The organism is Pseudonocardia sp. SID8383, from assembly GCF_009864975.1.
Taxonomy (GTDB): domain Bacteria; phylum Actinomycetota; class Actinomycetes; order Mycobacteriales; family Pseudonocardiaceae; genus Pseudonocardia; species Pseudonocardia alni.
On the sequence record NZ_WWFY01000483.1, the window covers coordinates 1 to 20,857 of the forward strand.

21 protein-coding genes are annotated in these 20,857 nt (G+C 73.4%); 9 read left to right on the plus strand and 12 right to left on the minus strand.

Features of this window, described 5'->3' with window-relative positions; translation table 11 throughout:
- Both GTW08_RS11850 and acs read left to right on the plus strand, forming a co-directional pair.
- On the plus strand, window positions 1-402 hold a 402-nt coding region (locus GTW08_RS11850; protein WP_161151921.1), incomplete at its 5' end, for a DUF3500 domain-containing protein.
- Between the two features lie 52 nt (window positions 403-454).
- The gene (gene acs, locus GTW08_RS11855; RefSeq protein ID WP_073574480.1) at window positions 455-2,353 is read left to right on the plus strand and encodes an acetate--CoA ligase; all 1,899 of its coding nucleotides are present in this window, start codon (window positions 455-457) and stop codon (window positions 2,351-2,353) included.
- A 2-nt stretch (window positions 2,354-2,355) separates the two neighbouring features.
- On the opposite strand, the gene GTW08_RS11860 is transcribed toward acs, so the two are convergent.
- Window positions 2,356-2,673, minus strand: a complete 318-nt coding sequence (locus GTW08_RS11860) for a putative quinol monooxygenase (RefSeq protein WP_073574481.1) — start codon at window positions 2,671-2,673, stop codon at window positions 2,356-2,358.
- 87 nt (window positions 2,674-2,760) lie between these two features.
- Here GTW08_RS11860 and GTW08_RS11865 point away from each other — a divergent pair, with 87 nt between their 5' ends.
- Window positions 2,761-3,915 carry a DUF3500 domain-containing protein gene (locus GTW08_RS11865; protein ID WP_073574482.1) on the plus strand — a complete coding sequence of 385 codons (1,155 nt, stop codon included), beginning with the start codon at window positions 2,761-2,763 and terminating at the stop codon, window positions 3,913-3,915.
- Between the two features lie 41 nt (window positions 3,916-3,956).
- Here GTW08_RS11865 and GTW08_RS11870 read toward each other — a convergent pair whose 3' ends face one another.
- From GTW08_RS11870 to GTW08_RS11885, 4 genes are all read right to left on the minus strand, one after another.
- Window positions 3,957-4,457 (minus strand): Lrp/AsnC family transcriptional regulator, encoded by a 501-nt coding sequence (locus GTW08_RS11870; protein ID WP_174565853.1) that lies wholly within the window; start codon window positions 4,455-4,457, stop codon window positions 3,957-3,959.
- 20 nt (window positions 4,458-4,477) lie between these two features.
- Window positions 4,478-5,740 carry an FAD-dependent oxidoreductase gene (locus tag GTW08_RS11875; RefSeq protein WP_161151922.1) on the minus strand — a complete coding sequence of 421 codons (1,263 nt, stop codon included), beginning with the start codon at window positions 5,738-5,740 and terminating at the stop codon, window positions 4,478-4,480.
- Window positions 5,741-5,949: 209 nt separating this feature from the next.
- On the minus strand, window positions 5,950-7,098 hold the full coding sequence (locus GTW08_RS11880) for a glutathione-independent formaldehyde dehydrogenase (protein WP_073574484.1): 1,149 nt from the start codon (window positions 7,096-7,098) through the stop codon (window positions 5,950-5,952).
- 187 nt (window positions 7,099-7,285) lie between these two features.
- Window positions 7,286-7,723 (minus strand): PPOX class F420-dependent oxidoreductase, encoded by a 438-nt coding sequence (locus tag GTW08_RS11885; protein WP_073574485.1) that lies wholly within the window; start codon window positions 7,721-7,723, stop codon window positions 7,286-7,288.
- 318 nt (window positions 7,724-8,041) lie between these two features.
- Between GTW08_RS11885 and GTW08_RS11890 the strand changes: the two genes are divergently transcribed.
- The gene (locus GTW08_RS11890) at window positions 8,042-9,418 is read left to right on the plus strand and encodes an NAD-dependent succinate-semialdehyde dehydrogenase (RefSeq protein ID WP_073574486.1); all 1,377 of its coding nucleotides are present in this window, start codon (window positions 8,042-8,044) and stop codon (window positions 9,416-9,418) included.
- A 202-nt stretch (window positions 9,419-9,620) separates the two neighbouring features.
- Here the strand turns inward: GTW08_RS11890 and GTW08_RS11895 are convergent, their stop codons facing one another.
- Together GTW08_RS11895 and GTW08_RS11900 are read right to left on the minus strand one after the other, a co-directional pair.
- Complete coding sequence (locus tag GTW08_RS11895; protein WP_073574487.1) at window positions 9,621-10,850, minus strand: serine hydrolase domain-containing protein; 1,230 nt, start codon at window positions 10,848-10,850, stop codon at window positions 9,621-9,623.
- A 57-nt stretch (window positions 10,851-10,907) separates the two neighbouring features.
- Window positions 10,908-11,732 (minus strand): SAM-dependent methyltransferase, encoded by an 825-nt coding sequence (locus GTW08_RS11900; RefSeq protein ID WP_073575238.1) that lies wholly within the window; start codon window positions 11,730-11,732, stop codon window positions 10,908-10,910.
- 238 nt (window positions 11,733-11,970) lie between these two features.
- On the opposite strand from GTW08_RS11900, the gene GTW08_RS11905 reads away from it, so the two are divergent.
- The 3 genes from GTW08_RS11905 (at window position 11,971) to GTW08_RS11915 (ending at window position 14,449) form a co-directional block, all read left to right on the plus strand.
- Window positions 11,971-12,864, plus strand: coding sequence for a helix-turn-helix domain-containing protein (locus tag GTW08_RS11905; RefSeq protein WP_073574488.1), 894 nt, complete (start codon window positions 11,971-11,973; stop codon window positions 12,862-12,864).
- Window positions 12,865-13,081: 217 nt separating this feature from the next.
- A complete protein-coding gene (locus tag GTW08_RS11910) occupies window positions 13,082-13,312 on the plus strand; it encodes a DUF397 domain-containing protein (RefSeq protein WP_073574489.1) in 231 nt (76 codons plus the stop codon).
- A gap of 90 nt (window positions 13,313-13,402) precedes the next feature.
- Window positions 13,403-14,449 (plus strand): class I SAM-dependent methyltransferase, encoded by a 1,047-nt coding sequence (locus GTW08_RS11915; RefSeq protein WP_073574490.1) that lies wholly within the window; start codon window positions 13,403-13,405, stop codon window positions 14,447-14,449.
- A 16-nt stretch (window positions 14,450-14,465) separates the two neighbouring features.
- Here GTW08_RS11915 and ppk2 read toward each other — a convergent pair whose 3' ends face one another.
- From ppk2 to GTW08_RS11940, 5 genes are all read right to left on the minus strand, one after another.
- Window positions 14,466-15,437, minus strand: coding sequence for a polyphosphate kinase 2 (ppk2, locus tag GTW08_RS11920; protein ID WP_139282713.1), 972 nt, complete (start codon window positions 15,435-15,437; stop codon window positions 14,466-14,468).
- A 61-nt stretch (window positions 15,438-15,498) separates the two neighbouring features.
- Window positions 15,499-16,332 carry a siderophore-interacting protein gene (locus GTW08_RS11925; RefSeq protein WP_073574491.1) on the minus strand — a complete coding sequence of 278 codons (834 nt, stop codon included), beginning with the start codon at window positions 16,330-16,332 and terminating at the stop codon, window positions 15,499-15,501.
- Entirely contained in the window at window positions 16,329-17,237 is a 909-nt protein-coding gene (locus GTW08_RS11930; protein ID WP_073574492.1) for an iron-siderophore ABC transporter substrate-binding protein, read from the minus strand. The genes GTW08_RS11925 and GTW08_RS11930 overlap by 4 nt, the downstream gene beginning before the upstream one ends.
- Before the next feature lie 234 nt (window positions 17,238-17,471).
- Window positions 17,472-18,236, minus strand: coding sequence for an SDR family NAD(P)-dependent oxidoreductase (locus tag GTW08_RS11935; protein WP_073574493.1), 765 nt, complete (start codon window positions 18,234-18,236; stop codon window positions 17,472-17,474).
- 13 nt (window positions 18,237-18,249) lie between these two features.
- The gene (locus tag GTW08_RS11940; protein ID WP_073574494.1) at window positions 18,250-19,251 is read right to left on the minus strand and encodes an acetamidase/formamidase family protein; all 1,002 of its coding nucleotides are present in this window, start codon (window positions 19,249-19,251) and stop codon (window positions 18,250-18,252) included.
- A 111-nt stretch (window positions 19,252-19,362) separates the two neighbouring features.
- Between GTW08_RS11940 and GTW08_RS11945 the strand changes: the two genes are divergently transcribed.
- Window positions 19,363-19,983 carry an L-threonylcarbamoyladenylate synthase gene (locus GTW08_RS11945; protein WP_073574495.1) on the plus strand — a complete coding sequence of 207 codons (621 nt, stop codon included), beginning with the start codon at window positions 19,363-19,365 and terminating at the stop codon, window positions 19,981-19,983.
- A gap of 233 nt (window positions 19,984-20,216) precedes the next feature.
- Window positions 20,217-20,857, plus strand: a 641-nt coding sequence (locus GTW08_RS11950) for a sensor histidine kinase (RefSeq protein ID WP_161151923.1), incomplete at its 3' end; no start/stop codon positions are given.

The following is a 20,857-nucleotide window of genomic DNA, read 5'->3' on the forward strand; positions in this document are numbered from 1 at the left end:
CGGCGGGAGAGCCCGCCCGGGCCGGTGGACCCGGTCGAGGGCACCGAGGCCGTCGCGCTCACCGGCGCGCCGCGCGGTGTCCCGGCGAGCGCGCTGGACGACCGTGGCCGCGACCTGCTGCGCCGCCTGCTCTCGGCCTACCTGGACCGGGCACCGGCCGGGGTCTCACCCGCCGCCCGGTACGACGACGACGCCGCCCTCGACGAGGTGCACCTGGCCTGGGCGGGGTCGCTGGAGGCGGGGGAGCCGCACTACCACCGGCTGCAGGGGCCGCGGCTGCTGCTGGAGTGGGACAACACCCAGGACGGCGCGGACCACGCCCACTCGGTGTGGCGCGACCCGGAGAACGACTTCGGCGTGGACCTGCTCGACGACCACCACCGGGCCTTCGCCCACCGGTGAGTCCCCTCACGACGACCTGCGCCGCGGGGGATCCGGCGGCGAGGATCGGGGCATGTACCCGCCCCCGCCCGAGCTCGCCGCGCACGCCAACGTCACCGCTGCGGCCTACGACGAGGCCGCCGCCGACCCGGAGGCGTTCTGGTGCGCGCAGGCCCGGCGCCTGGAGTGGGACCGCGCCCCCGCGCAGGGCTACGACGGCAGCCGCTGGCCCGAGGTCACCTGGTTCGCCGACGGCACGCTGAACGTCGCGCGCAACTGCGTCGACCGGCACGTCGAGGCCGGTGCCGGGGAGAAGGTCGCCCTGCACTGGGAGGGCGAGCCGGGGGACCGGCGCACCGTCACCTACGCCGACCTGCAGCGCGAGGTCGCCCGCTGCGCGCATGCGCTCACCGCGCTCGGGGTGGGGCGCGGCGACGTCGTCGTCGTGTACCTGCCGGTGCTGGTCGAGACCGTCGTCGTGATGCTCGCCTGCGCCCGGATCGGGGCGGTCCACTCGCTGGTCTTCGGCGGGTTCTCCGCCTCGGCACTGCGGTTCCGGCTCACCGACGGGTCGGCGAAGCTGCTCGTCACCACCGACGGCCAGTACCGGCGCGGGAAGGCCGTCCCGGTCAAGGTCAACGCCGACGAGGCCGCGTCCGGGGTGGACTCGCTGGAGCACGTGCTGGTCATCCGGCGGACCGGCTCGGAGGTCGACTGGACCCCCGGCCGCGACGTGTGGTGGCACGACGTCGTCGACACCGCACCCGAGGTCCACGAGGCGCAGGCGCACCCCGCCGAGAGTCCGCTCATGCTCGTCTACACCTCCGGCACCACCGGGACCCCCAAGGGTCTGCTGCACACCATGGGCGGCTACCTCACCCAGGCGTCGTGGACGGCGTGGGCCTGTTTCGACCACAAGCCCGACGACGTCTACTGGTGCACCGCCGACCTCGCCTGGGTCACCGCACACACCTACGAGGTCTACGGCCCGCTGTCCAACGGCGTCACGCAGGTGATCTACGAGGGCACCCCGGACACCCCCGAGCCCGGCCGGCACTTCGAGATCATCGCGCGGTACGGCGTCACCGTGTACTACACCGCGCCCACCCTGGTCCGGACGTACATGAAGTGGGGCCCGCAGGTGCCCGCGGCACACGACCTGTCGTCGCTGCGGCTGCTCGGCACGGTCGGTGAGGCGATCAACCCCGAGGCGTGGCGCTGGTTCCACACCGAGATCGGCGGCGGCCGCTGCCCGATCGTCGACACCTGGTGGCAGTCCGAGACCGGCGCGGCGATCTGCGCGCCGCTGCCCGGGGTGACGTCGCTGGTCCCGGGCTCGGCGACCCGGCCGCTGCCGGGGCTCTCGGTGCGGGTGGTCGACCGCGACGGGCGGACCTGCGACCCCGGCGAGGGCGGCATCCTGGTGATCGACCGGCCGTGGCCGTCGATGGCACGGACCGTGTGGGGCGACCCGGAGCGGTTCCGCGCGTCGTACTTCGCCGACTACGCCGAGCAGGGCTGGTACAAGGCGGGCGACGGCGCCGTCGTCGACGAGCACGGGTACGTGACGCTGCAGGGCCGGATCGACGACGTCATGAACGTGTCCGGACACCGGCTCGGCTCGATCGAGCTGGAGTCGGCGCTGGTGTCGCACCCGCGGGTCGCCGAGGCGGGCGTGGTCGGGGCACCGGACGCGACGACCGGGCAGGCCGTCGTCGCGTTCGTGACGGTCACCGACGGCCCGACCGAGGGCCTCGCCGACCAGCTGCGGGCACACGTGGCGCGTGAGATGGGGCCGGTCGCCCGGCCCCGTGAGGTCGTGCTCGTCGCGGAGCTGCCGAAGACCCGCTCGGGCAAGATCATGCGACGGCTGCTGCTCGACGTGACCGCCGGGCGGGAGCCCGGCGACACGACGTCGCTGGTGGACCCGGCCGCCTTCGCGGAGCTGGCGGCCGGGTACCGGCAGGGCTGAGCTCAGGCGATGCGGCGCAGCTTCTGGATCACGAGCTCGCCGTCGAGCAGGTCGCCCATGATCCCGACGAAGTGCACCAGGTGCGGGGTCTGCAGGTGCGCGTCGAGCTTCGCCTCGGACTCCCAGTTCTCGTAGAAGAAGAACACCGCGGGGTCGTCCCAGCCCTGGTGGAGGTCGTAGTTGACGTAGCCGTCCTCCTTCGACGTCGGCTCGATCAGCTTCTCGAGCTCCGCCTTCAGCTCCTCCTCCTTGCCCGGCTTCGCCCGCATCCGGGCGATCACGGTGAGCAGGTCGCGGTTGTCGTCGGTGGGAGTGGGCATCGTTGCCTCCGGCTCGATTTATTGTGCACAACGAGTATGGCGCATCCCGCCCCGCGGAGTCTGCCCGCAGTCGCTACCGTCGGCAGGATGATCGGTGCGGCGGACACCCGGGCGACGGCGGACGCGATGGCCGGGGCCGCGTCGGCCTGGCTGGACACCCTCGACCCGGCGCAGCGGGAGGTCGCCGTCGGGCACGCCCCGACCGGTGACGGCGACGCCGACGCCGAGCGCCGCCGCTGGTTCTACACCCCCACCGACCACGGCGGGCTCACCTTCCACGACCAGCTCCCGCCGCAGCAGCGCGCCGCGATGAAGCTGGTCGCGTCCGGGCTGTCCCGGGCCGCCTACGTCACCGTCGCGACCGTGATGGGGCTGGAGAACGTCCTCGACCACACCGAGGGCTTCGTGACCCTGTTCGACCGGACCCGTGGCCGGGACCCGCAGATGTACCACCTGCGCGTCTTCGGCGAGCCGGGGGACACCGGCACCTGGGGCTGGCGCTTCGGCGGGCACCACGTGTCGGTCAACCTCCTCGTCGTCGACGGCGTCGTGGTCGCCTCGACCCCGTGCTTCCTGGGCGCCGACCCCGCGACCTCCGAGCTGCTCGGCGACGCCGTGCTCCGCCCGCTCGGACGGGTCGAGGACCTCGCCCGCGACCTCGTCCGCTCGCTGCCCGCCGAGCTGCGCGAGCGTGCGGTGCTGCTGGACAAGGCCCCGCCGGACCTCGTCGCCGCGAACCGCACCGAGCCGCAGGAGGGCGACAACTGGATCCCGCTGGCCGGGATCTGGCGCACCGAGTCCTTCGCCGACCCCGAGCAGCAGCGCCGGCTCGACGACATGAGCGAGGCCATCGAGGAGCGGGCCGCGTTCACCGACGCGCAGAAGGAGACCGTCGCGCTGTCGCGCACCCCGGCCGGCGTGCCGGCGTCCGACCTGGACGCCGGGGGTCGCGAGATGCTGCGCGCGTTGCTGGGCACCTACCTGAAGCGGGTCGCCGAGCCGCTGCAGCCGATCTCCCGCTACGACGACGACGCCGAGCTCGACGCCGTGCACCTCGCCTGGGCGGGGCCGCTGGAGGACGGCGCCCCGAACTACTACCGGGTGCAGGGCCCGCGCCTGCTCATCGAGTGGGACAACACCCAGCGCGACGCCAACCACGCCCACTCGGTGTGGCGCGACCCGTCGACGGACTTCGGCCTGGACGTGCTCGGCGCGCACCGGGCGGCGCACCACCTCGGCTGACCCGGCCGCCGCGGACCGGTGCCGTCGAACTGCGGGTCCGGTCAGTCCCGGTAGGCGGGCGCCCGGCTCGGGCCCTCGCGGTGGTCGCGCTCCAGCAGCGGCCGCCAGCGCGGCGCGACCAGGGTGGACAGCACCACCACGCTGGTGGAGCGGGCCACCAGCGGTGAGCGGCCGAGCGCGAGCAGGGTGTCCTGCAGGTCCTCGTGCGACGACGCCGCCAGCCGGCACATCACGTCCGACGAGCCGGTCGTCGCGTACGCCTCGGTGACCGCCGGCAGCGCGGCGAGCTCGGCGGCGACGTCGCCCAGCTCGCCCTGCGCGATCTCCAGCGTCACGAACGCCTGCACGCCGTACCCGGCCGCCGGGAGGTCGACGTCCGGGCCGTACCCGGTGACGACCCCGGCACGCTCCAGCTGGTCCAGTCGCGCCTGCACCGTCCCGCGGGCGACCCGCAGGGTGCGCGAGAGCTCCAGCACCCCGGCCCGCGGCCGGTCGCGCAGCGCGGCGAGCAGGTCGACGTCGAGGGCGTCCAGGGACAGCACCCGGCGAGCCTAGCCGCGGCTCAGCCGGTCGGGGCGGGCTCGCGACGGGCGAAGTCCGGGGCCCGCTCCGGCCGGAAGCCCACGCCCACCAGGTAGGCGGGCACGATCTGGGCGGCCGGGACCGCGCGCATCAGCCGCAGCAGCGGAGCGGGGGGACCGTCGAGCCGTCCCGCCAGCGCCGGGCCGGCGATGTTCCGGTGCATGATCCGCTGCAGGCCCTGGACCAGCACCGTCGGGAGCAGCCTGCGGTTGCGGACCCGGCCGAGGTCCCGCTCGGTGAGGGTGCCCCGCTGCAGCGGGGCGGCGAGCAGGGTCGCGGCGGCGACCGCGTCCTGGATCGCGAGGTTGATCCCGACGCCGCCGATGGGGGACATCGCGTGCGCGGCGTCGCCGATGCAGAGCAGGCCGTCGACGTGCCAGCGGCGCAGCCGGTTGAGCTTCACGTCGAGATGCTTCACCTCGTCCATCGACGCGATCTCGTCGACCCGGTCGGCGTACTCCGGCATCAGGTCGGCGATGTCGGCCCGGAACGCCTCGACGCCCGCGGTGCGCAGCCGCGCGTCGGCGCCCTTGGGGGCGAGGTAGCCGATCTGGTAGTAGCCCTCGCGCGGGATCACCACCGCGAAGCGTCCCTTCCCGATCCGCGGGCGCAGGGTGGCCCGCTGCTCCTCGGGGCGCCGCGGCAGCCGGAACCACCAGGTGTCGAACGGGACGTCGTACTCGGTCACGGGCAGGCCGGACCCGGCCCGCAGGACCGAGTGCCTGCCGTCGCAGGCGACGGTGAGGTCGGCCCGGATCTCGCCGGTGGTCTCCTCGCCGGGCGCGGTCGTCGTCGCGTACCGGACGCCGACGACCCGACCGTTCTCCCGGACCAGCGACGTGGCCCGGGTGTCGAGCCGCAGGTGGAAGGCCGGCTCGTCGGCGGCGACCTCGGCCAGCAGGTTCAGCAGGTCCCACTGCGGGACGAGTGCGACGTAGGGATGACGCACCCCGACCCGGCGCAGCAGGGACATGTTCCCGATCCGCTGCGCACCGCCCCGCTCGTCGGGGATCACGACCTCGTCGACCCGGCTCTGCGGCAGCGCGGCGAACCGCTCGCCGAGCCCCAGGTCGTCGAGCAGGTCCAGGGTGGTGGGGTGCACGGTGTCCCCGCGGAAGTCCCGCAGGAAGTCGCCGTGCTTCTCCAGCACGGTCACCTCGACCCCGGCCCGGGCCAGCAGCAGCCCCAGCATCATCCCGGCCGGGCAACCACCGACCACGCAGCACGTCGTGCGCTCCGACATCGCACCCACCTCATTTCAACTGTTGTTGAATTAAAGTGAGTATGCGCCTGCAGGGACCGTCCCGCAATGGGTGTGACGAGCTGTACCGAACCGGCCCCGGGATCAACGGCCGCTCGTCCCGGACCCGTCGCGTGCCGAAAAGTCGAGCCGCGTCGTGCCGATGACGGGCCGGATGGCAGCGGGCTCGGTCGCCCGGACGCCCGGGGCGTTCAGCTGGGCCGGGTGGGGTTGAGGACGACCTTGGTCCAGCCGTCCTCGCGGGCGTCGAAGTGCTGGTAGGCCTCCGGCGCCTGGTCGAGGGTCAGGTTGTGGGACACGATCCAGGACGGTGTGATCTTGTCTTCGGCGATGAGGTCGCGCAGGTGGCGGTTGTAGCGCTTGACCGGGGCCTGCCCGCAGCCCATCTGCTGGCCCTTGAACCAGAAGGAGCCGAAGTCGAAGCGGGCCTTGCCCTGCTGGGCCAGCTCATCCGGCGCGCCGGGGTCCTGGGGGACGAACACGCCGACGGTGCCGAGGCCGCCGGTGAATTTCACCGAGGCGACCAGGTTGTTGAGGGTCAGCGCGTTGTCCTCGTTGCCCTGCGGGTCGTGGGCCTGGTAGCCGACGCACTCGGCGCCACGGTCGGCACCGCGGCCGCCTGTCTGCTCCATGACCTGGTCGACCGGCGAGCTCTTCGAGTCGTCGATCGGGATCGCCCCGATCTGCTCGGCCAGCTTGAGCCGGTCGGGGTGACGGTCGACGACCATCACCTTCGCCGCACCCTTCACCGACGCGGACAGCGCGGCCATCAGACCGACCGGACCGGCCCCGTAGATCACGATCGATTCGCCGGGAACCAGACCGGACATCTCGACCGCGTGCCAGCCGGTGGGCAGGATGTCGGAGAGCATCGTGTAGTCGTTCTGCTTCTCCTTGGCGTCCTCGGGCAGGCGCAGGCACTGGAAGTCGCCCCACGGGATGCGCAGGTACTCGGCCTGCCCCCCGGCCCAGCCGCCCATGTCGGCGAACCCGTAGGCGCCGCCGGCCATGCCGGGTTCGTTGGCGGCCAGACAGTAATTGGTCAGTCCGTGTTCGCAGTTGCGGCAGTGCCCACAGCTGACGTTGAACGGGACGGACACCATGTCCCCGACCCGGACCTTGTCGACGCCACCGCCGACCTCGACGACCTCACCGAGGTTCTCGTGGCCGAAGATGCGGCCCTCGTCGAAGTCGGTCCGGCCCTCGTACATGTGCAGGTCCGACCCGCAGATGTTGGTCGATGTGATCTTCACCAGGACGTCGGTGGGCTTCTCGATCCGGGCGTCGGGGACCTCGTCGACGCTGACCTGGCGCGGACCGTGATAGACGAGTGCCTTCATGAGCAAACTCCTTCGCTTGTTTCGGGTGCCGTTCGCGAACGGCGGTGGTCGGACCGCAGCCGATGCGGTGGTGCGGCGAAGTGCGAGGGTGAGCGGCTGGCGGGTGCGGGCGGACCAGGCGCCGGAGTCGGGCCACGGTGTCCGCGCCGAACCGCCGTCCGGGACGGCTCGTCGTCGTGCCGGGAGGTCAGTCGGCGACACCGTTGGTCTGGTCGACCACGGTCTGGCGCTCCGGCGTGATCCACCAGATCACCCGCTCGGACTTGATCGCCTCAGGCGGGTAGTCCTGCCCGGTGTACTTCTGCGCGAGCCGGTCCACGTGGGCGCGGGCCTGCTGCCCGGTCGTCGTGTCGGTGACCCGCCCCCGGACCTCCGCGTAGCGGTAGGGGTCGGCCTCGTCGCGGATCAGCACCGTGACGCGCGGATCACGGGTGATGTTGTGGTGCTTCACGCGGTGCGACTCGGTGTTCAGGACGATCTTGCCGTCCTGCGCGTGTACCCAGATCATCTGGTTCTGGATACGGCCGCTCGGCAGCACCGTGGCGACCGAGGCGAAGTTCGCGCCGGTCGCCAGCTTCTCGGTCATCGAGTGCAGATCGGGCCCGTCGGTCGTCTCGGCCGGCATGACGCCTCCTTCGATGGGTGGTGGGAACGGTGCGGCGACGGCCAGGCTGCCCCTCCGTCCTCGACCCGCACGTTTTCGAGATCTACGTCGTCGGGCCGGGTGCACCCGTGTGGAGCGCGTGCCCGGCCGGTCGGGGCCGAAACCTCCGGGCGGGTGGAGCCGGCCGGGGACATGGGGGTGCCGCCGAGCGACGCCATGTTCCCGCTGACGGGGCGACCCCGCGGCAGGCGACGCCGGGACGGCCTCCGAGTGCGCGGAACAGCTCGACGCTCGAACGGTCCGGCGTGTGCGGTCCGGCGAGAAGGGTAGGCCTGCGGTATGGCCATCGCGACGACGAATCCCGCAACCGGAGAGACGGTCCGGGAGTTCGACTCCCTCACCCAGCAGGAGCTCGAGGACAGGATCCAGCGGTCCTGGGACGCGTTCCAGGGCTACCGCGACACGACGGTCGAGCAGCGAGCCGGGTGGATGCGCGCCGCCGCCGACATCCTCGACGCCGAGACCGACCGTCTGGCCGGGCTCGCGACCCTGGAGATGGGCAAGACCTTCGTGGCGGCGAAGGCGGAGGTCGGCAAGTGCGCGCTGGGGTGCCGCTGGTACGCCGACCACTCCGCCGAACACCTCGCCGACCACCCGTGGGAGCCCGCGGACGCACCGTCGAACGCCCGGGTCTTCACCCGGTACCAGCCGTTGGGTCCGGTGCTGGCGATCATGCCGTGGAACTTCCCCTACTGGCAGGTCTTCCGTTTCCTGTGCCCGGCCCTGATGGCCGGCAACGTGGGCCTGCTCAAGCACGCCTCGAACGTGCCGCAGGTCGCGCTGGCCATCTCCGATGTGCTGGTGCGGGCAGGCTTCCCGCGCGATGTGTTCCAGACGCTGCTCATCGGTTCGGAAATGATCGAGGCCGTGGTCGACGACGACCGGGTGCGTGCCGTCACCCTCACCGGCAGCGAGCCCGCCGGGCGTGCGGTCGGTGCCCGCGCCGGGCGCAACGTCAAGACCAGCGTGCTCGAGCTCGGGGGCAGCGACGCCTTCGTCGTGATGCCCTCTGCCGACCTGGACGCCACCGCCGACGCGGCCGTGGCGTCGCGTACCCTGAACAACGGCCAGTCCTGCATCAACGCCAAGCGGATCATCGTGCACGAGCAGGTCGCCGACGAGTTCCAGCGGCTCCTCGTGGAGAAGATGGAAGCGCTCACGGTCGGCGACCCGATGGACGAGGACACCGATCTCGGGCCGCTGTCGGGACCGCAGGGCCTCGAGGAGCTCGACCGGCAGGTGCGGGACTCGGTGGCCGCGGGTGCGTCGCTCCTGACCGGAGGCACGCCGCTGGGCGGTAAGGGCAACTTCTACCCGGCGTCGGTGCTCGCGGACATCCCGAAGGACGCGCCGGCCTACTACGAGGAGCTCTTCGGCCCGGTGGCGCTGCTCTTCCGGGCGACGGACCTCGACGAGGCGATCGCGATCGCCAACGACTCGAGCTTCGGCCTCGGCGGAAGCGCCTGGACCCAGGACGCGGGCGAGGCGGAACGCCTGGTCGACGAAATCGAGACCGGCATGATGAACATCAACAAGATCACCGCTTCGACGCCGGAGGTCCCCTTCGGCGGCGCCAAGAACTCGGGCTACGGCCGCGAGCTCGCGAGCTTCGGCACGCTGTCGTTCGTGAACGCCAAGACGGTGTGGATCCAGTGACCGGGAGCGGCACGCCCACCTTCACCCACGTCGCCCATGTCGCGCTCGTCGTGCGCGACATGGGCGACGAGCGTGGCGTTCTCCGAGCGCGTCCTGGGTTCGAGCAGGCGGGCGAGCGACACGAGGGGCCGCCCGGGGTGCGGCACCCCCGCCACCCGCTCGGGCCGGCGCCGAGCGGCTGCACCGAGGACGAGCCCTCCGGCTACTCGGCCGAGCGGCTCGACCGAGGCGCAGGACACCTGGCAGGCCTCCGAACCGAGGACGGGCCGGCCGGCCCCCGAGGCGAGGCACGGTCCTCGGCGACGCAGGAGTGCACCGCGGCGCGGAAGGAGTGCACGAGCGCGGGTCCCTCGGGCCCGTCCCACATCACCTGGGTCAGCAGCAGCGAGATCACGCCGGTCGACGGGTCGGAGCGCCACCCGGTGCCCAGGCCGCCGTCCCAGCCGTAGCGGCCGCCGTCCTCGACGGCCAGGCCCAGGCCCCAGCCGCAGCCGTCGTCGAGGAACGGGGCGGCGCCGGCCCGCTGCGCAGCGCTCAGCCGGTCGGTGGTCAGCTCGGCGACGGCGCCGGGGGACAGGACCGGGCTGCCGCCCCCGCGCAGGGCCCGGGAGAACGCGAGCAGGTCGTCCAGGGTGGAGACCAGTCCGCCGCCCCCGGACGGGAACACCGGCGGGGCCGCCCACGCGCCGTCGACCGGGTCGGTCACCGTGAAGCCGCCGCCGGGTGCGGCGGTCAGCAGCGGGACGAACCGGTCCCGGTCGGCGACGGGTACCGAGAAGCCGGTGTCGCGCATGCCGAGCGGGGTGAACACGCGCTCGGCCAGCACGGTCTGCAGGTCGGTCCCGCAGCGGCGGGCGAGCAGGACGCCGAGCAGGTCGCCGCTGGTCTGGTAGAGCCAGCGCGATCCCGGCTGCGCGACGAGCGGCACCGCGGCGAGCCGTGCGGTCCAGGTGTCGGGGTCGGGCAGCGGGTAGCTGCCGGGCGGCCCGTCGCTGCCGAGCCCGGCGGTGGCGCGCTGCACGGGCAGATCGGCGCCGGGCCGGGGGAGCATCCCGGTCCCGCAGCGGTAGGTCAGCAGGTCGTGGAGGGTGATCGGCCGGCGCGCGGGGACGGTGTCGTCGAGCTCGGCCGCCTCGTGACGCAGCACCCGCGGCGCGGCCAGCTCCGGGAGCCACGCCGCGACCGGCCCGTCGAGGTCCAGCATCCCGTCCTCGACGAGTGCGAGCGCCGCGACCGCGACGACCGGCTTGGTGATCGAGGCGATCCGCACGACCGTGTCGCGGCGCAGCGGGTGTCCGGCGCCGTCGTCGCCGAGGACGTGCACCGTGGTGCCGTGCCGGGGGTCGTCGACGGCGGCGACCACCCCCGGGACGCGCCCGGCGTCGACGGCGTCGTGCAGGAGCGCGGCGGTGCGGTCCAGGGGGACGGGCACGGGGGCCTCCCGGGGTCGGTGGGTCTCACCCGTTCCGACCGCGGCGGCCCCGCGAACTCATCGCTTGATGCCGACCCCGCCGACGATGCAGCGCTGCACCGGGTCCTCGGTGCGCAGCTGCGGGCCGTCGGGCCACCACCGGTAGCAGGGGACGATGCCCGGGTCGACCAGCTCGAGCCCGGGGAACAGGCCGCTGATCTCGGCGTGCGTGCGGAACCGGCCGCTGCCCATCGGGCTGTGGACGAAGACCTGCTCCATCCGCCGGGCCAGCTCGCTGTCGGCGTTCTCCGGGTCGAAGAAGTGCGCGATCGCGACGACGCTGCCGGGGGCGAGCCGCTCGATGTAGCGCGCCATGATCGCCTGTGGGTCCACGGCGTCGTCGAAGTGGTGGATGGTGCCGATCTGGAACAGCGCGAGTGGCTGGTCCAGGTCGAGGAAGCCCTGGACCGTCGGGTCGGCCAGCACCGTCTCCGGCTCGCGGATGTCCGCGGCGGAGAAGCGGGTGAACTCGTTGTCCTCCAGCAGCGCCTGGCCGTGCGCGATGACGGTCGGGTCGTTGTCGACGTAGGCGACCCGGGCCTCGGGCTGCAGCCGCTGCACCACCTGGTGGGTGTTCTCCGCGGTCGGCAGGCCGGAGCCGCAGTCCAGGTACTGGGTGATGGAGGTCTGGGTGGCGACGAAGCGCGCCGCCCGGATCAGGAACGCCCGGTTGTCGATCGCGAGCATGTTGACCTCGGGGGCCACCTGCCGGACCCGTTCGATGGTCTCCCGGTCGACGTCGTAGTTGTCCTTCCCGCCGAGCGCGTAGTCGTAGACCCGGGCGATGCTGGCCTTGGTCGTGTCGATGTACGCGGGAGCGCGACCCTCGGTCGGCTGGGCCATCGGCGGAGTCCTCACTGCGTCGTCGGCGCCGTCGCGCCGGGTCGTCGGTCGGTGCCCGGACGGCGCCCCGTCGTGGTGCCGATCACCGGTGCGGCCACCGTAGCGGACCGGCCCGACGGGCACGCACCGTCACCGTCCGGAAGTGCCCCGTGATCGAGACCGCGGACGACCTGCAGAACCGTTGTGTAGGCTGGGTCACCCGATCGGCAGTCCCCGCAACCCGCAGGAGCCCGTCCCGGTGGTCCCCAGCCCGAACAGCCCCACCCCGCCCGGTGCCGACCGCGGCCCGACCGCGCGGCGCATCGTTCTCGGTTCCCACCTGCGCCGGCTGCGGGAGCGCGCGGGCATCTCCCGGGCCGATGCGGCGTACGCGATCCGCGGCTCGGACTCGAAGATGAGCAGGCTGGAGTCCGGCAAGGTCGGGTTCAAGCAGCGCGACGTGGCCGACCTGCTGACGATGTACGGCGTCGCCGAGGGCCCCGAGCGCGAGCAGGTCCTGTCGATGGCCGAGGAGAGCAACTCCAGCGGCTGGTGGGCCCGGTACAACGATGTCGTCCCCGGCTGGTTCGAGGACTTCGTGGGTCTGGAGGCCTCGGCGTCGCGGATCTCGTCCTACGAGCTGCTGTTCGTCCCCGGCCTGCTGCAGACCGAGGACTACGCCCGCGCGGTCGTCAGCGGCGGCCACACCGATCTGCCGCCCGCCGAGCGGGCCGACGTCGAGAAGCGCCTGGAGGTGCGGCTGCGGCGCCAGCGCGTGCTGCACCGCAAGGACGCCCCGACCTTCTGGACCGTGCTCGACGAGGCCGTGCTGCACCGCCCGGTCGGCGGGGAGGCGGTCTTCCGCGCCCAGCTCGACCACCTGGTGGAGCTGTCGTCGCTGCCGAACGTCATCGTCCAGCTGCTGCCCTGGGACCTGTCCGGCTACGGGGCCGAGCACGCCTTCACCATGCTGCGCTTCGCCGAGCCCGAGCTGCCCGACCTGGTCTACCTCGAGGAGATGACCGGGTCCTCCTATCTGGACAAGCGGGCCGACGTCGAGCGCTACGGCCGGTCGATGGACCGGCTCACCGTCGACGCGCTCAGCCCGGAGCAGACCAAACAGGCCCTGAGCAAGCTGCGCGCCGAGCGCTGACCTGCACCGACGTCGCTCCCGGGCGACGAACGGCACCGGTGTCCCCGGCAGTGGGGGGACACCGTCCGATGCCGACCGCCCACGGCCGGTGCGGCGCACTCGGGCGCGGCCGGGCGACCGCCGGGCGCGTCCGTCCTGTTTTGCACGACCGAACCGTTCGCCCCCTGCTAGCGTCGTCGCAACGGAGAATGCACGTGCAGATGAGGTGAGCATTCGCATGGAACAGATGCACCTGAGCGGCCCCGCGGCGATCGATTCGCTGGCGTGGCGCAAGAGCGTGCGCAGCGGCTACCAGGGCAACTGCGTCGAGCTCGCCGTCGTGGCCGGGGGGACCGTGGCCGTCCGCAACTCGCGGGACCCGCACGGCACCGTGCTCGCCTTCCCGGCGACCGAGATGGCTGCGTTCCTGGCCTCGATCAGGAACGGCGAGCTGGACGACCTGGCTTGAGCCGTCCCCGCTGACCTCCCGCGGGCGGCCGGCCCGACCCCGGCCGCCCGCGGTGAGCCGAAATTGATCTTCTCGGTGTAGGAAGGAACGGTGAGCCGTTCCGAGCAGGCCCCGTCCTACCGCGGCGCGAGCGCCCATTACCTGTCCCCGTCGCGACGGGACCCCGTCAAGGTCGGCTCCGAGGAGCCGGTCACCCGGCGGGTCATCGCGGGTGCGCTGGCCGCGCTGCACCTGCGGCCCGGATCCCCGGTCGCCGTGCTCGACGTCGGGTCCGGCACCGCCGACGGGTTCGCCCTCCTCACCCGCCCGGCACCGGACGCCGCGCCGATCGTCGCGGAGGACCGGCTGCGCTACGTCGGGCTCGACGTCGATCCAGAGATGGTCGCCACCGCGCGGGACACCGTCGGTTCGCCGTCGGCGACGTTCGTGCTCGGCGACGTGCGCGACGCGCTGCCCGACGGCGCATTCGACCTCTACCTGTCCTGCGGGGTGCCGTACTCCCACCTCACCCGCGACGAGCTCGTCGCCGCACTGGGATCGGTGCTGACGGCCGTCGCGTCCCGGGGGCGGCGCGCCGCGGTCGTCGTCGACGTCCTCGGCCGGTACTCGGTGGAGTGGCAGCCTCGCTGGGGCACCGAGCGCTGGGACTACGCGATGAGCTTCTTCGCCGGCGGCGGCGGGCCCATCTCCGAGCCGATGACCTTCTACGGCCGCGCCGAACTCGACGCCACCGTCGACGCCGCGCTGGCCGGCAGCGGTGTGCGGCTGGTGTCGCGCACCGCTGTCGACCGGTCGGTCCTGGTCGGACGGCACACCGCCACCGGCACCTTCCACCCGGCGGTGCCGCGCTTCCGGACCCTGGTGAACGACCTGGTCCGCGACCCGTCCCGGGTCGACCCCGACGACCTCCGGTTCAGCCCCGCGACCGGAGGCGCACCGGAGGAGGTGCTGTCCTGGCTGCGCGGGTTCGCCGGCCGCTGGAACGCCGCCCTGGAGCCGTACCGGGGGGCGGGACCGCTCGCCGACGCCGACGCCGACCGGCTCGCCGGGGCCCTGCTCGGACTCGAACGGGCCGCGGGCCCCGGCCTGGGCCTCGGCCACTCGCTGACCATGACGCTGGTGGCCGAGCCCGCCTGAGCGCCGCCCCCGCGGATCAGTGGTGCTTGTCGGTCAACGGCGGGAAGCGGTTCGGGCCCTCGTCCTGCTCGAACATCTCCGCGGCGGGTCCGACGATCAACCGGTCCGGCGGGGACGCCACCCCGGTGTCCTTGCCGGGGTAGTCGAACAGGCCCAGGACGTGGCGCATCGCCTCGAGCCGTGCGCGCTTCTTGTCGTTGCTCTTGATCACCGTCCAGGGAGCGTCCTTGGTGTCGGTGTAGAAGAACATCGCCTCCTTGGCCTCGGTGTAGGCCTCCCACTTGTCCAGTGAGGCGAGGTCCATCGGGGACAGCTTCCACTGACGCACCGGGTCGACCTGACGGATCAGGAAGCGGGTGCGCTGCTCGTCGCGTGACACCGAGAACCACAGCTTCACCAGGTGGACCCCGGACCGGACGAGCATCCGCTCCAGCTCCGGGGTGGCCCGCAGGAACTCCATGTAGGAGCGGGGGTCGGTGAAGCCCATGACCCGCTCGACGCCGGCCCGGTTGTACCAGGACCGGTCGAACAGCACGATCTCCCCGGCCGAGGGCAGATGCTGCACATAGCGCTGGAAGTACCACTGGCCGGCCTCGCGCTCGGTCGGCTTCTCCAGCGCCACCACCCGGCAGCCGCGGGGGTTGAGGTGCTCGGTGAACCGCTTGATCGTCCCGCCCTTGCCCGCGGCGTCGCGGCCCTCGAACAGCACGACGATCCGGTTGCCGGTGTCCTTGACCCAGTTCTGCAGCTTCAGCAGTTCGATCTGCAGCAGCCGCTTCTGGCGCTCGTACTCCAGGCGGGACAGACGGTCGTCGTAGGGGTAGCCCTGGCGCCAGGTGTCGACCGGGCTGCCCTCGGGGCCGACGAGGGTCGGGTCGTCGTCGTCGTCGGAGTCGTCGACCCGGAAGTGCCCGGGGTCGGCCGCGGCGGGGTGCGGGATCAGGGTGTCGGGGGCGTCGGCCTGAGGCTCGACCGGGGTCTCGTCCACGGGTGGCAACGCTGCGCGCCGGTCATGGCCGCGGGGCCACGCCCGGATGACGGCCGGGTGATCAGCGGGCAGCGGGACGGGGCCGGTCGTGCCAGTAGCCCTGCGCGTGGACCCGGTCCGGGGCGACGCCCGCCTCGTGCAGCAGGGTCCGCACCCGCGCCACCCGCGTGCTCTCGGTGGCGTTCCAGGCGTAGAAGTGCCCGCCGAGGCGGACGGCCGCGGCACCGTGGGCGTCGGCCCAGTCGGCGACGGCGTCGAGCAGCGGGCGCCCGGGCCGCCGGCAGACCTCCACCGTCACCCCCGGATGGGCGTCGGTGAGCCCGACGGCGTCGGCCGGGTCGCCGACCTCGACCAGCACCCGGCCCCGGTGGTGCGGCGGGAGCACGGCAAGGATGCCGCGTACGGCGGGCAGCGCGGTCTCGTCGCCGGTGATCAGCACCTCGGTGGCGGGGCCCGGGTCCCACTGCACGCCGTGACCGGGGTTGCCGCGCCGCACGTCCGGCCCGGAGAGCAGGACGGGGTCGCCGGGGAGGGCGACCGCGGCCCAGGCGCTTGCCGGGCCCGGCCGGGAGTGGCGGAACACATCGAGGTCGACCTCACCGCGCCCCGGCCGGACCGCGGCCGGGGTGTAGCTGCGCAGCACCGGCCGCGTCCCGGCGGGCAGCTGCCGCAGCCGGGCCCGCCACTCGCGTTCCGGCAGGCCGGAGGTGAGCGAGGCGGGGTAGCCGTCGTCCGGCGGGACCAGCAGCTTGACCCGCTGGTCCCGGCCGTGCGGGGCGAACCGCGACAGCTCCGGACCGCCCAGCACGATCCGCCGGAACCCGGGGGAGGGCACGCCGACGGCGAGCACCCGGGCGGCGAACAGGACGTTCGGCGACCCCGACAGGGGGCTCACCGGTCCAGCGTCCGCTCGATGTCGTCGAGCACCCTCTGCCCGCCGAGCGGCCCGACGCCGGTGATCCAGACCGACTGGTCGACCGGGTGCAGCCGCGGGAAGACCTGCGCGCGCACCGCCTGGACGGCCGGCGGCACCGCCGACGGCGACGCCGGGTCGGTCGCGGTCAGGAACACCTCGTCGGCGCGGGCCTGCTGGACCAGCTCGGGGGACAGGTCCACCGAGATCGAGTTCTCCCAGTCCCGGGGCGGGATGGTGAACCCGGCGCACTCCAGGGTGCTGCCCGCGAACGACGTCGGCCCGTACAGGGTGAGCAGACCGTCGCGGGGGCGGATCATCTGCGCGGTCCGCCCGGCCGTGTCGTGGGCGCGCGCCACCTCGGCGCAGCGGTCCCGGTAGCGGATGAGCAGCTGCTCGGTGTCGGCCTCGCGGCCGAGCGCCCGGCCGACGAAGCGGACGTTGTCCTGCCACGGGTCGGCCTGCGAGGCCATGAACGCCGTCGGCGCGATCGCGGTCAGCCGGTCGTACAGCGCGGCGTGCCGGGACTCGGTGCCCAGGATCAGGTCGGGTCGCTGGGCCGCGATCCGTTCCAGGTCGGGCTCGGCGACGGTCCCGACGACCGCCACCTGCGCGCCGGCGTCGCCGAGGTAGGCGGGCACCCCGGTGCCCTCGGACAGGACCCCGGCCCCGACCGGCGGGGCGTCGAGGGCGACGGTGGTGTCGAGCTGTACCGGCTCCAGCACGACGACCCGCCGCGGCGCGGCCGGGACCGTGACCTCGCCGCGTGCGGTGGCGACCGTGCGGGTCTCCCCGCCGTCGGTGGGGCCCGAGCCGGGCGCGGAGCACGCGGCGAGGAACAGGGTGAGCAGGGCGGCGAGGGCCACCGCGGCCCGGGGCGGCGTCACGGACGATCTCCTTCGGTCAGGTGAGGCGACCCTAACCCGGGACCGGTTCGGGATGGAGTGTCCGGTTCGACGGGAAACCGGTCGCCCGCGACCGCGCCACCGGGGCGCCCTGTGGCGCGATGATCGAGCAGTTCGTCCGCGAGGGCTGGAGCCCGCGAGCGAGCCGGCGTCCGACCTGGTGGCCGGGACCGCGCCCGCCGAGCGCGTGGTGCGCGAGGCGCTGGGGTGAGGGGGTCAGAGCTGCACCCCGCGGGTCAGTGCCCCGTCGACGACCAGGTTGGTGCCGCTGATCCGGCTCGCCCGCGGGCTGACCAGCGAGACCACCGCGTAGGCGGTCTCCTCCGGGGTACCCATCCGGCCGGTCGGGTTGAGCCCCATGGCGTGCGCGTACAGCGCGGGGTCGTGCTGCTCGACGTTCGCCCACACCCCGCCGGGGAAGTAGACGTTGCCGGGGGAGACGGCGTTGGCCCGGATGCCCTTCGGTGCCAGGTCGAATGCCAGGCCGGAGACGTAGTGCACGAGCGCGGCCTTCATGACGCCGTAGGAGCCGTCGGCGAAGTCGATCTCGCGGCCGGACACGCTGGACACCGCGGTGACCGAGGCGGCGTCGCTGCGCTCCAGGTGCGGCAGCGCGGCCTCCACCAGGCGCACCGTGTGCAGCAGGTCGACCTCGAAGCTCGAGCGCCAGTTCTGCTCGCCCGGGCCGATCGCCAGCGCGCTCACGTTCGCGACGACCGCGTCCACCGCCCCGAACCGCTCGGCGCTGTCGGCGACCCAGCGGCCGAGGGCCTCGCCGTCGGCGACGTCGACCGCGGTCCCGGCCACCTCGCCGGCACCCGCGGCGCGCAGTTCCTGCTCGGCCGCGGCGACCCCGTCGGCGTCGCGGGCGCAGAACGCGACCCGCGCGCCCTCCGCCGCCAGCCCGGCGACGACCGCACGCCCGATCCCGCGCGACCCTCCGGTCACGAGCACGACACGACCGTTCAGCAACATGTCCATGGAAAGGCCTCTCTTACAGGGAGCGGGCCTGCTCGCGCAGGTGACGGTGGACGCCGCCGTAGGCCGCGGCGGCCGGGAGCAGCGCCTTCGCGATCTTGGTGACGGCGCTGTAGTTGGTGTCGACGACGTTGGCCAGCGGCGACTCCGCGGCCTGGGTGAGCAGCTGGTAGGCGTCCAGCCGGTCCAGCCCGTACAGCTCGCCCAGCCAGGCGATCATCCCGACCTGGCTGGCCCGCCACGCGTCCTCCAGCGGACGGGAGGACCCGACGACGACGTAGTGGGTGTCGGTCTCGATCCGCGGCCACGCCGGGACCGGGGCGTTCTTGATCAGCTCGACGATCAGCACGACGTCCATCGCGCCCTCGACGGCCGTGCCGCAGCTCTCGCCCTCGCCCTGGCGGTAGTGGCCGTCGCCGACCGAGAACAGCGCACCGGGCACGTTGACCTGCAGGTAACAGGTCGCCCCGGCGCGCATCTCCGGGGTGTCCATGTTCCCGCCGAACACGTCGGGCACCAGCGAGCTGCGCACCTCCCGCCCGGGCGGGGCGACGCCGACGGTGCCGAGCATCGGGTTGCACGGCAGCTCCAGGCGCAGGTCCGCGCTCGTCGCCTCGAACAGCACCGTCCCCGCGGCCCGGTCGAGCTGGTAGATCCAGGTCCGCTCGGGGAGCGGCTCGTGCAGCAGCGCGGTGCGGTCGGTCGTCGACAGCGCCCCGAACAGTGGGATCAGGGTGGAGGCACCCCAGTCCCGGGCCGGGGTCAGCTCCACGAGGTGGACGGCCAGGGTGTCGCCCGGCTCGGCGCCCTCCACGTGGAACGGCCCGGTCTGCGGGTTCACCTCGCTCATGTCGAGCACCGCGCTCGGACGGTCCGAGGTGGACGTGAGCCGCCCGGAGAACGCGTCCTCGGTCCACAGCCGCAGGCAGGTCCCGGGCGCGACCCGGCGCACCGGGGGCACGCCACCGAAGGTCCAGGCGAACTCGTGCCGTTCCGGCCGGTATTCCACGACGTGCATGGATCGCATCCTGGCCCCCTCCGCGCGTCGCGGGCAACGGTTTCCCGCCGCACCGAGACCACCCGGTCGTCGAACTCCCCGGGTGGGCCGCCGAGCCGGTACGTTGCCGCGATGGCCCGGTACTTCGACGTGCACCCGCAGAACCCGCAGCCGCGCAGCATCGGACAGGTCGTGGACCTCGTGCGGTCCGGCGGCCTGATCGCCTACCCGACCGACTCGTGCTTCGCGCTGGGCTGCTCGCTGGGCAACCGTGACGGCCTGGAGCGGATCCGGCAGATCCGCAAGCTCGACGAACGGCACCACTTCACCCTCGTGTGCGCGGAGTTCGCGCAGCTCGGGCAGTTCGTCCAGATCTCCAACTCCGTGTTCCGCGCGGTGAAGGCGTCCACCCCGGGCAGCTACACCTTCATCCTCCCGGCCACCAAGGAGGTGCCCAAGCAGCTGCTGCACCCGAAGAAGAAGACCGTCGGCGTGCGCATCCCCGACCACGCCACCACCCAGGCGCTGCTCGCCGAGCTGGGGGAGCCGCTGCTGTCCTCGACGCTGCTGCTGCCCGGCCACGACGAGCCGATGACGCAGGGCTGGGAGATCAAGGAGGAGCTGGAGAACCAGGTCGACGCGGTCATCGACTCCGGGGACTGCGGCACCGAGCCGACCACGGTCGTCGACCTGTCCGGCGACGAGCCGGAGATCGTGCGGCACGGCGCGGGGGACCCGTCGCGGTTCGAGTGAGGACCCCTCCGGCGCGGCCGCCCGGCCGCCCGTCGTGCCCGTCCGGGTGCCCCCGGTGACCCGCCTGCGGGGGTCGCGCCGCCCGCCCGTCCACGATCCACCGCCCACCGCATCAGAGCGAGCGCTGGGCGGACCGACGAGTAGGCTTCGCAACCGTCCCGCCCGCTACCCGAGCGGGTACTGACGTGGCGTCCGATCCCGGGCGCCGTCCGAACGGTTCGGAGGACGATCGCGTGGCGCGAGACGACCCGCCGCCCCACCCGTCCGGCCCGGCGGGTGCCTCGGCCGGGGACGCGGTGCTGGCCGCGATCGCGCACCGGTTGCGGGCCCGTTCGGAGCGCCAGCAGCTGCTGACCGAACGGCTGCGTGCCGGTGAGCTGCGCCCGGGTGCGCTGGCAGACCTCGCCGAGCTGGCCGCGGCCGCCCGTCGGGGGGCCCGCGACGGCGACCACATCCTCGTTCTCGCCGGCGCCCCCCGCGGGCCCCGGCTCGCGGCCCCGTCGACCCCGCTCGGTCAGGCGCTCAACACCGTCGTCTCCGCGAGTGAGGCGGCCTCGCGCACGATCGTCCCGCCGACCCCGAGCGTCTCGGTCGACGCCACCGCCGAGCCCGTCCTGGGCCAGATCCTGGCCGAGCTGCTCGCCCACGCCGCGAGCGCCACCCCGGCCGGGGAGCGTATCGAGCTGCTGACCCGCTGGGGCCCCGACGGCGGGATCGTCGTCGAGCTTCAGGGCACCCAGTCCCCGCGCCACCGCACCCCGGTCGAGGAGTTGGACCGCGCGCTGGGCTCGGCGACGCCCGGTGGCCCGGTCGCCCCGCAGGAGATCGGCCTGCACGTGGCCGCGCGGCTGGCCCGCGCCATCGGCGCCCGGCT

Coding starts and splice junctions, on each gene's coding strand:
- GTW08_RS11880 (WP_073574484.1), bottom strand. CDS start 7,098: ATGAAGGCACTCGTCTATCACGGTCCGCGCCAGGTCAGCGTCGACGAG.
- GTW08_RS11900 (WP_073575238.1), bottom strand. CDS start 11,732: ATGGCCCAGCCGACCGAGGGTCGCGCTCCCGCGTACATCGACACGACC.
- GTW08_RS11885 (WP_073574485.1), bottom strand. CDS start 7,723: ATGCCGGCCGAGACGACCGACGGGCCCGATCTGCACTCGATGACCGAG.
- GTW08_RS11940 (WP_073574494.1), bottom strand. CDS start 19,251: ATGCACGTCGTGGAATACCGGCCGGAACGGCACGAGTTCGCCTGGACC.
- GTW08_RS11935 (WP_073574493.1), bottom strand. CDS start 18,236: ATGGACATGTTGCTGAACGGTCGTGTCGTGCTCGTGACCGGAGGGTCG.
- acs (WP_073574480.1), top strand. CDS start 455: ATGTACCCGCCCCCGCCCGAGCTCGCCGCGCACGCCAACGTCACCGCT.
- GTW08_RS11890 (WP_073574486.1), top strand. CDS start 8,042: ATGGCCATCGCGACGACGAATCCCGCAACCGGAGAGACGGTCCGGGAG.
- GTW08_RS11875 (WP_161151922.1), bottom strand. CDS start 5,740: ATGTCGGAGCGCACGACGTGCTGCGTGGTCGGTGGTTGCCCGGCCGGG.
- GTW08_RS11860 (WP_073574481.1), bottom strand. CDS start 2,673: ATGCCCACTCCCACCGACGACAACCGCGACCTGCTCACCGTGATCGCC.
- GTW08_RS11865 (WP_073574482.1), top strand. CDS start 2,761: ATGATCGGTGCGGCGGACACCCGGGCGACGGCGGACGCGATGGCCGGG.
- GTW08_RS11945 (WP_073574495.1), top strand. CDS start 19,363: ATGGCCCGGTACTTCGACGTGCACCCGCAGAACCCGCAGCCGCGCAGC.
- GTW08_RS11910 (WP_073574489.1), top strand. CDS start 13,082: ATGGAACAGATGCACCTGAGCGGCCCCGCGGCGATCGATTCGCTGGCG.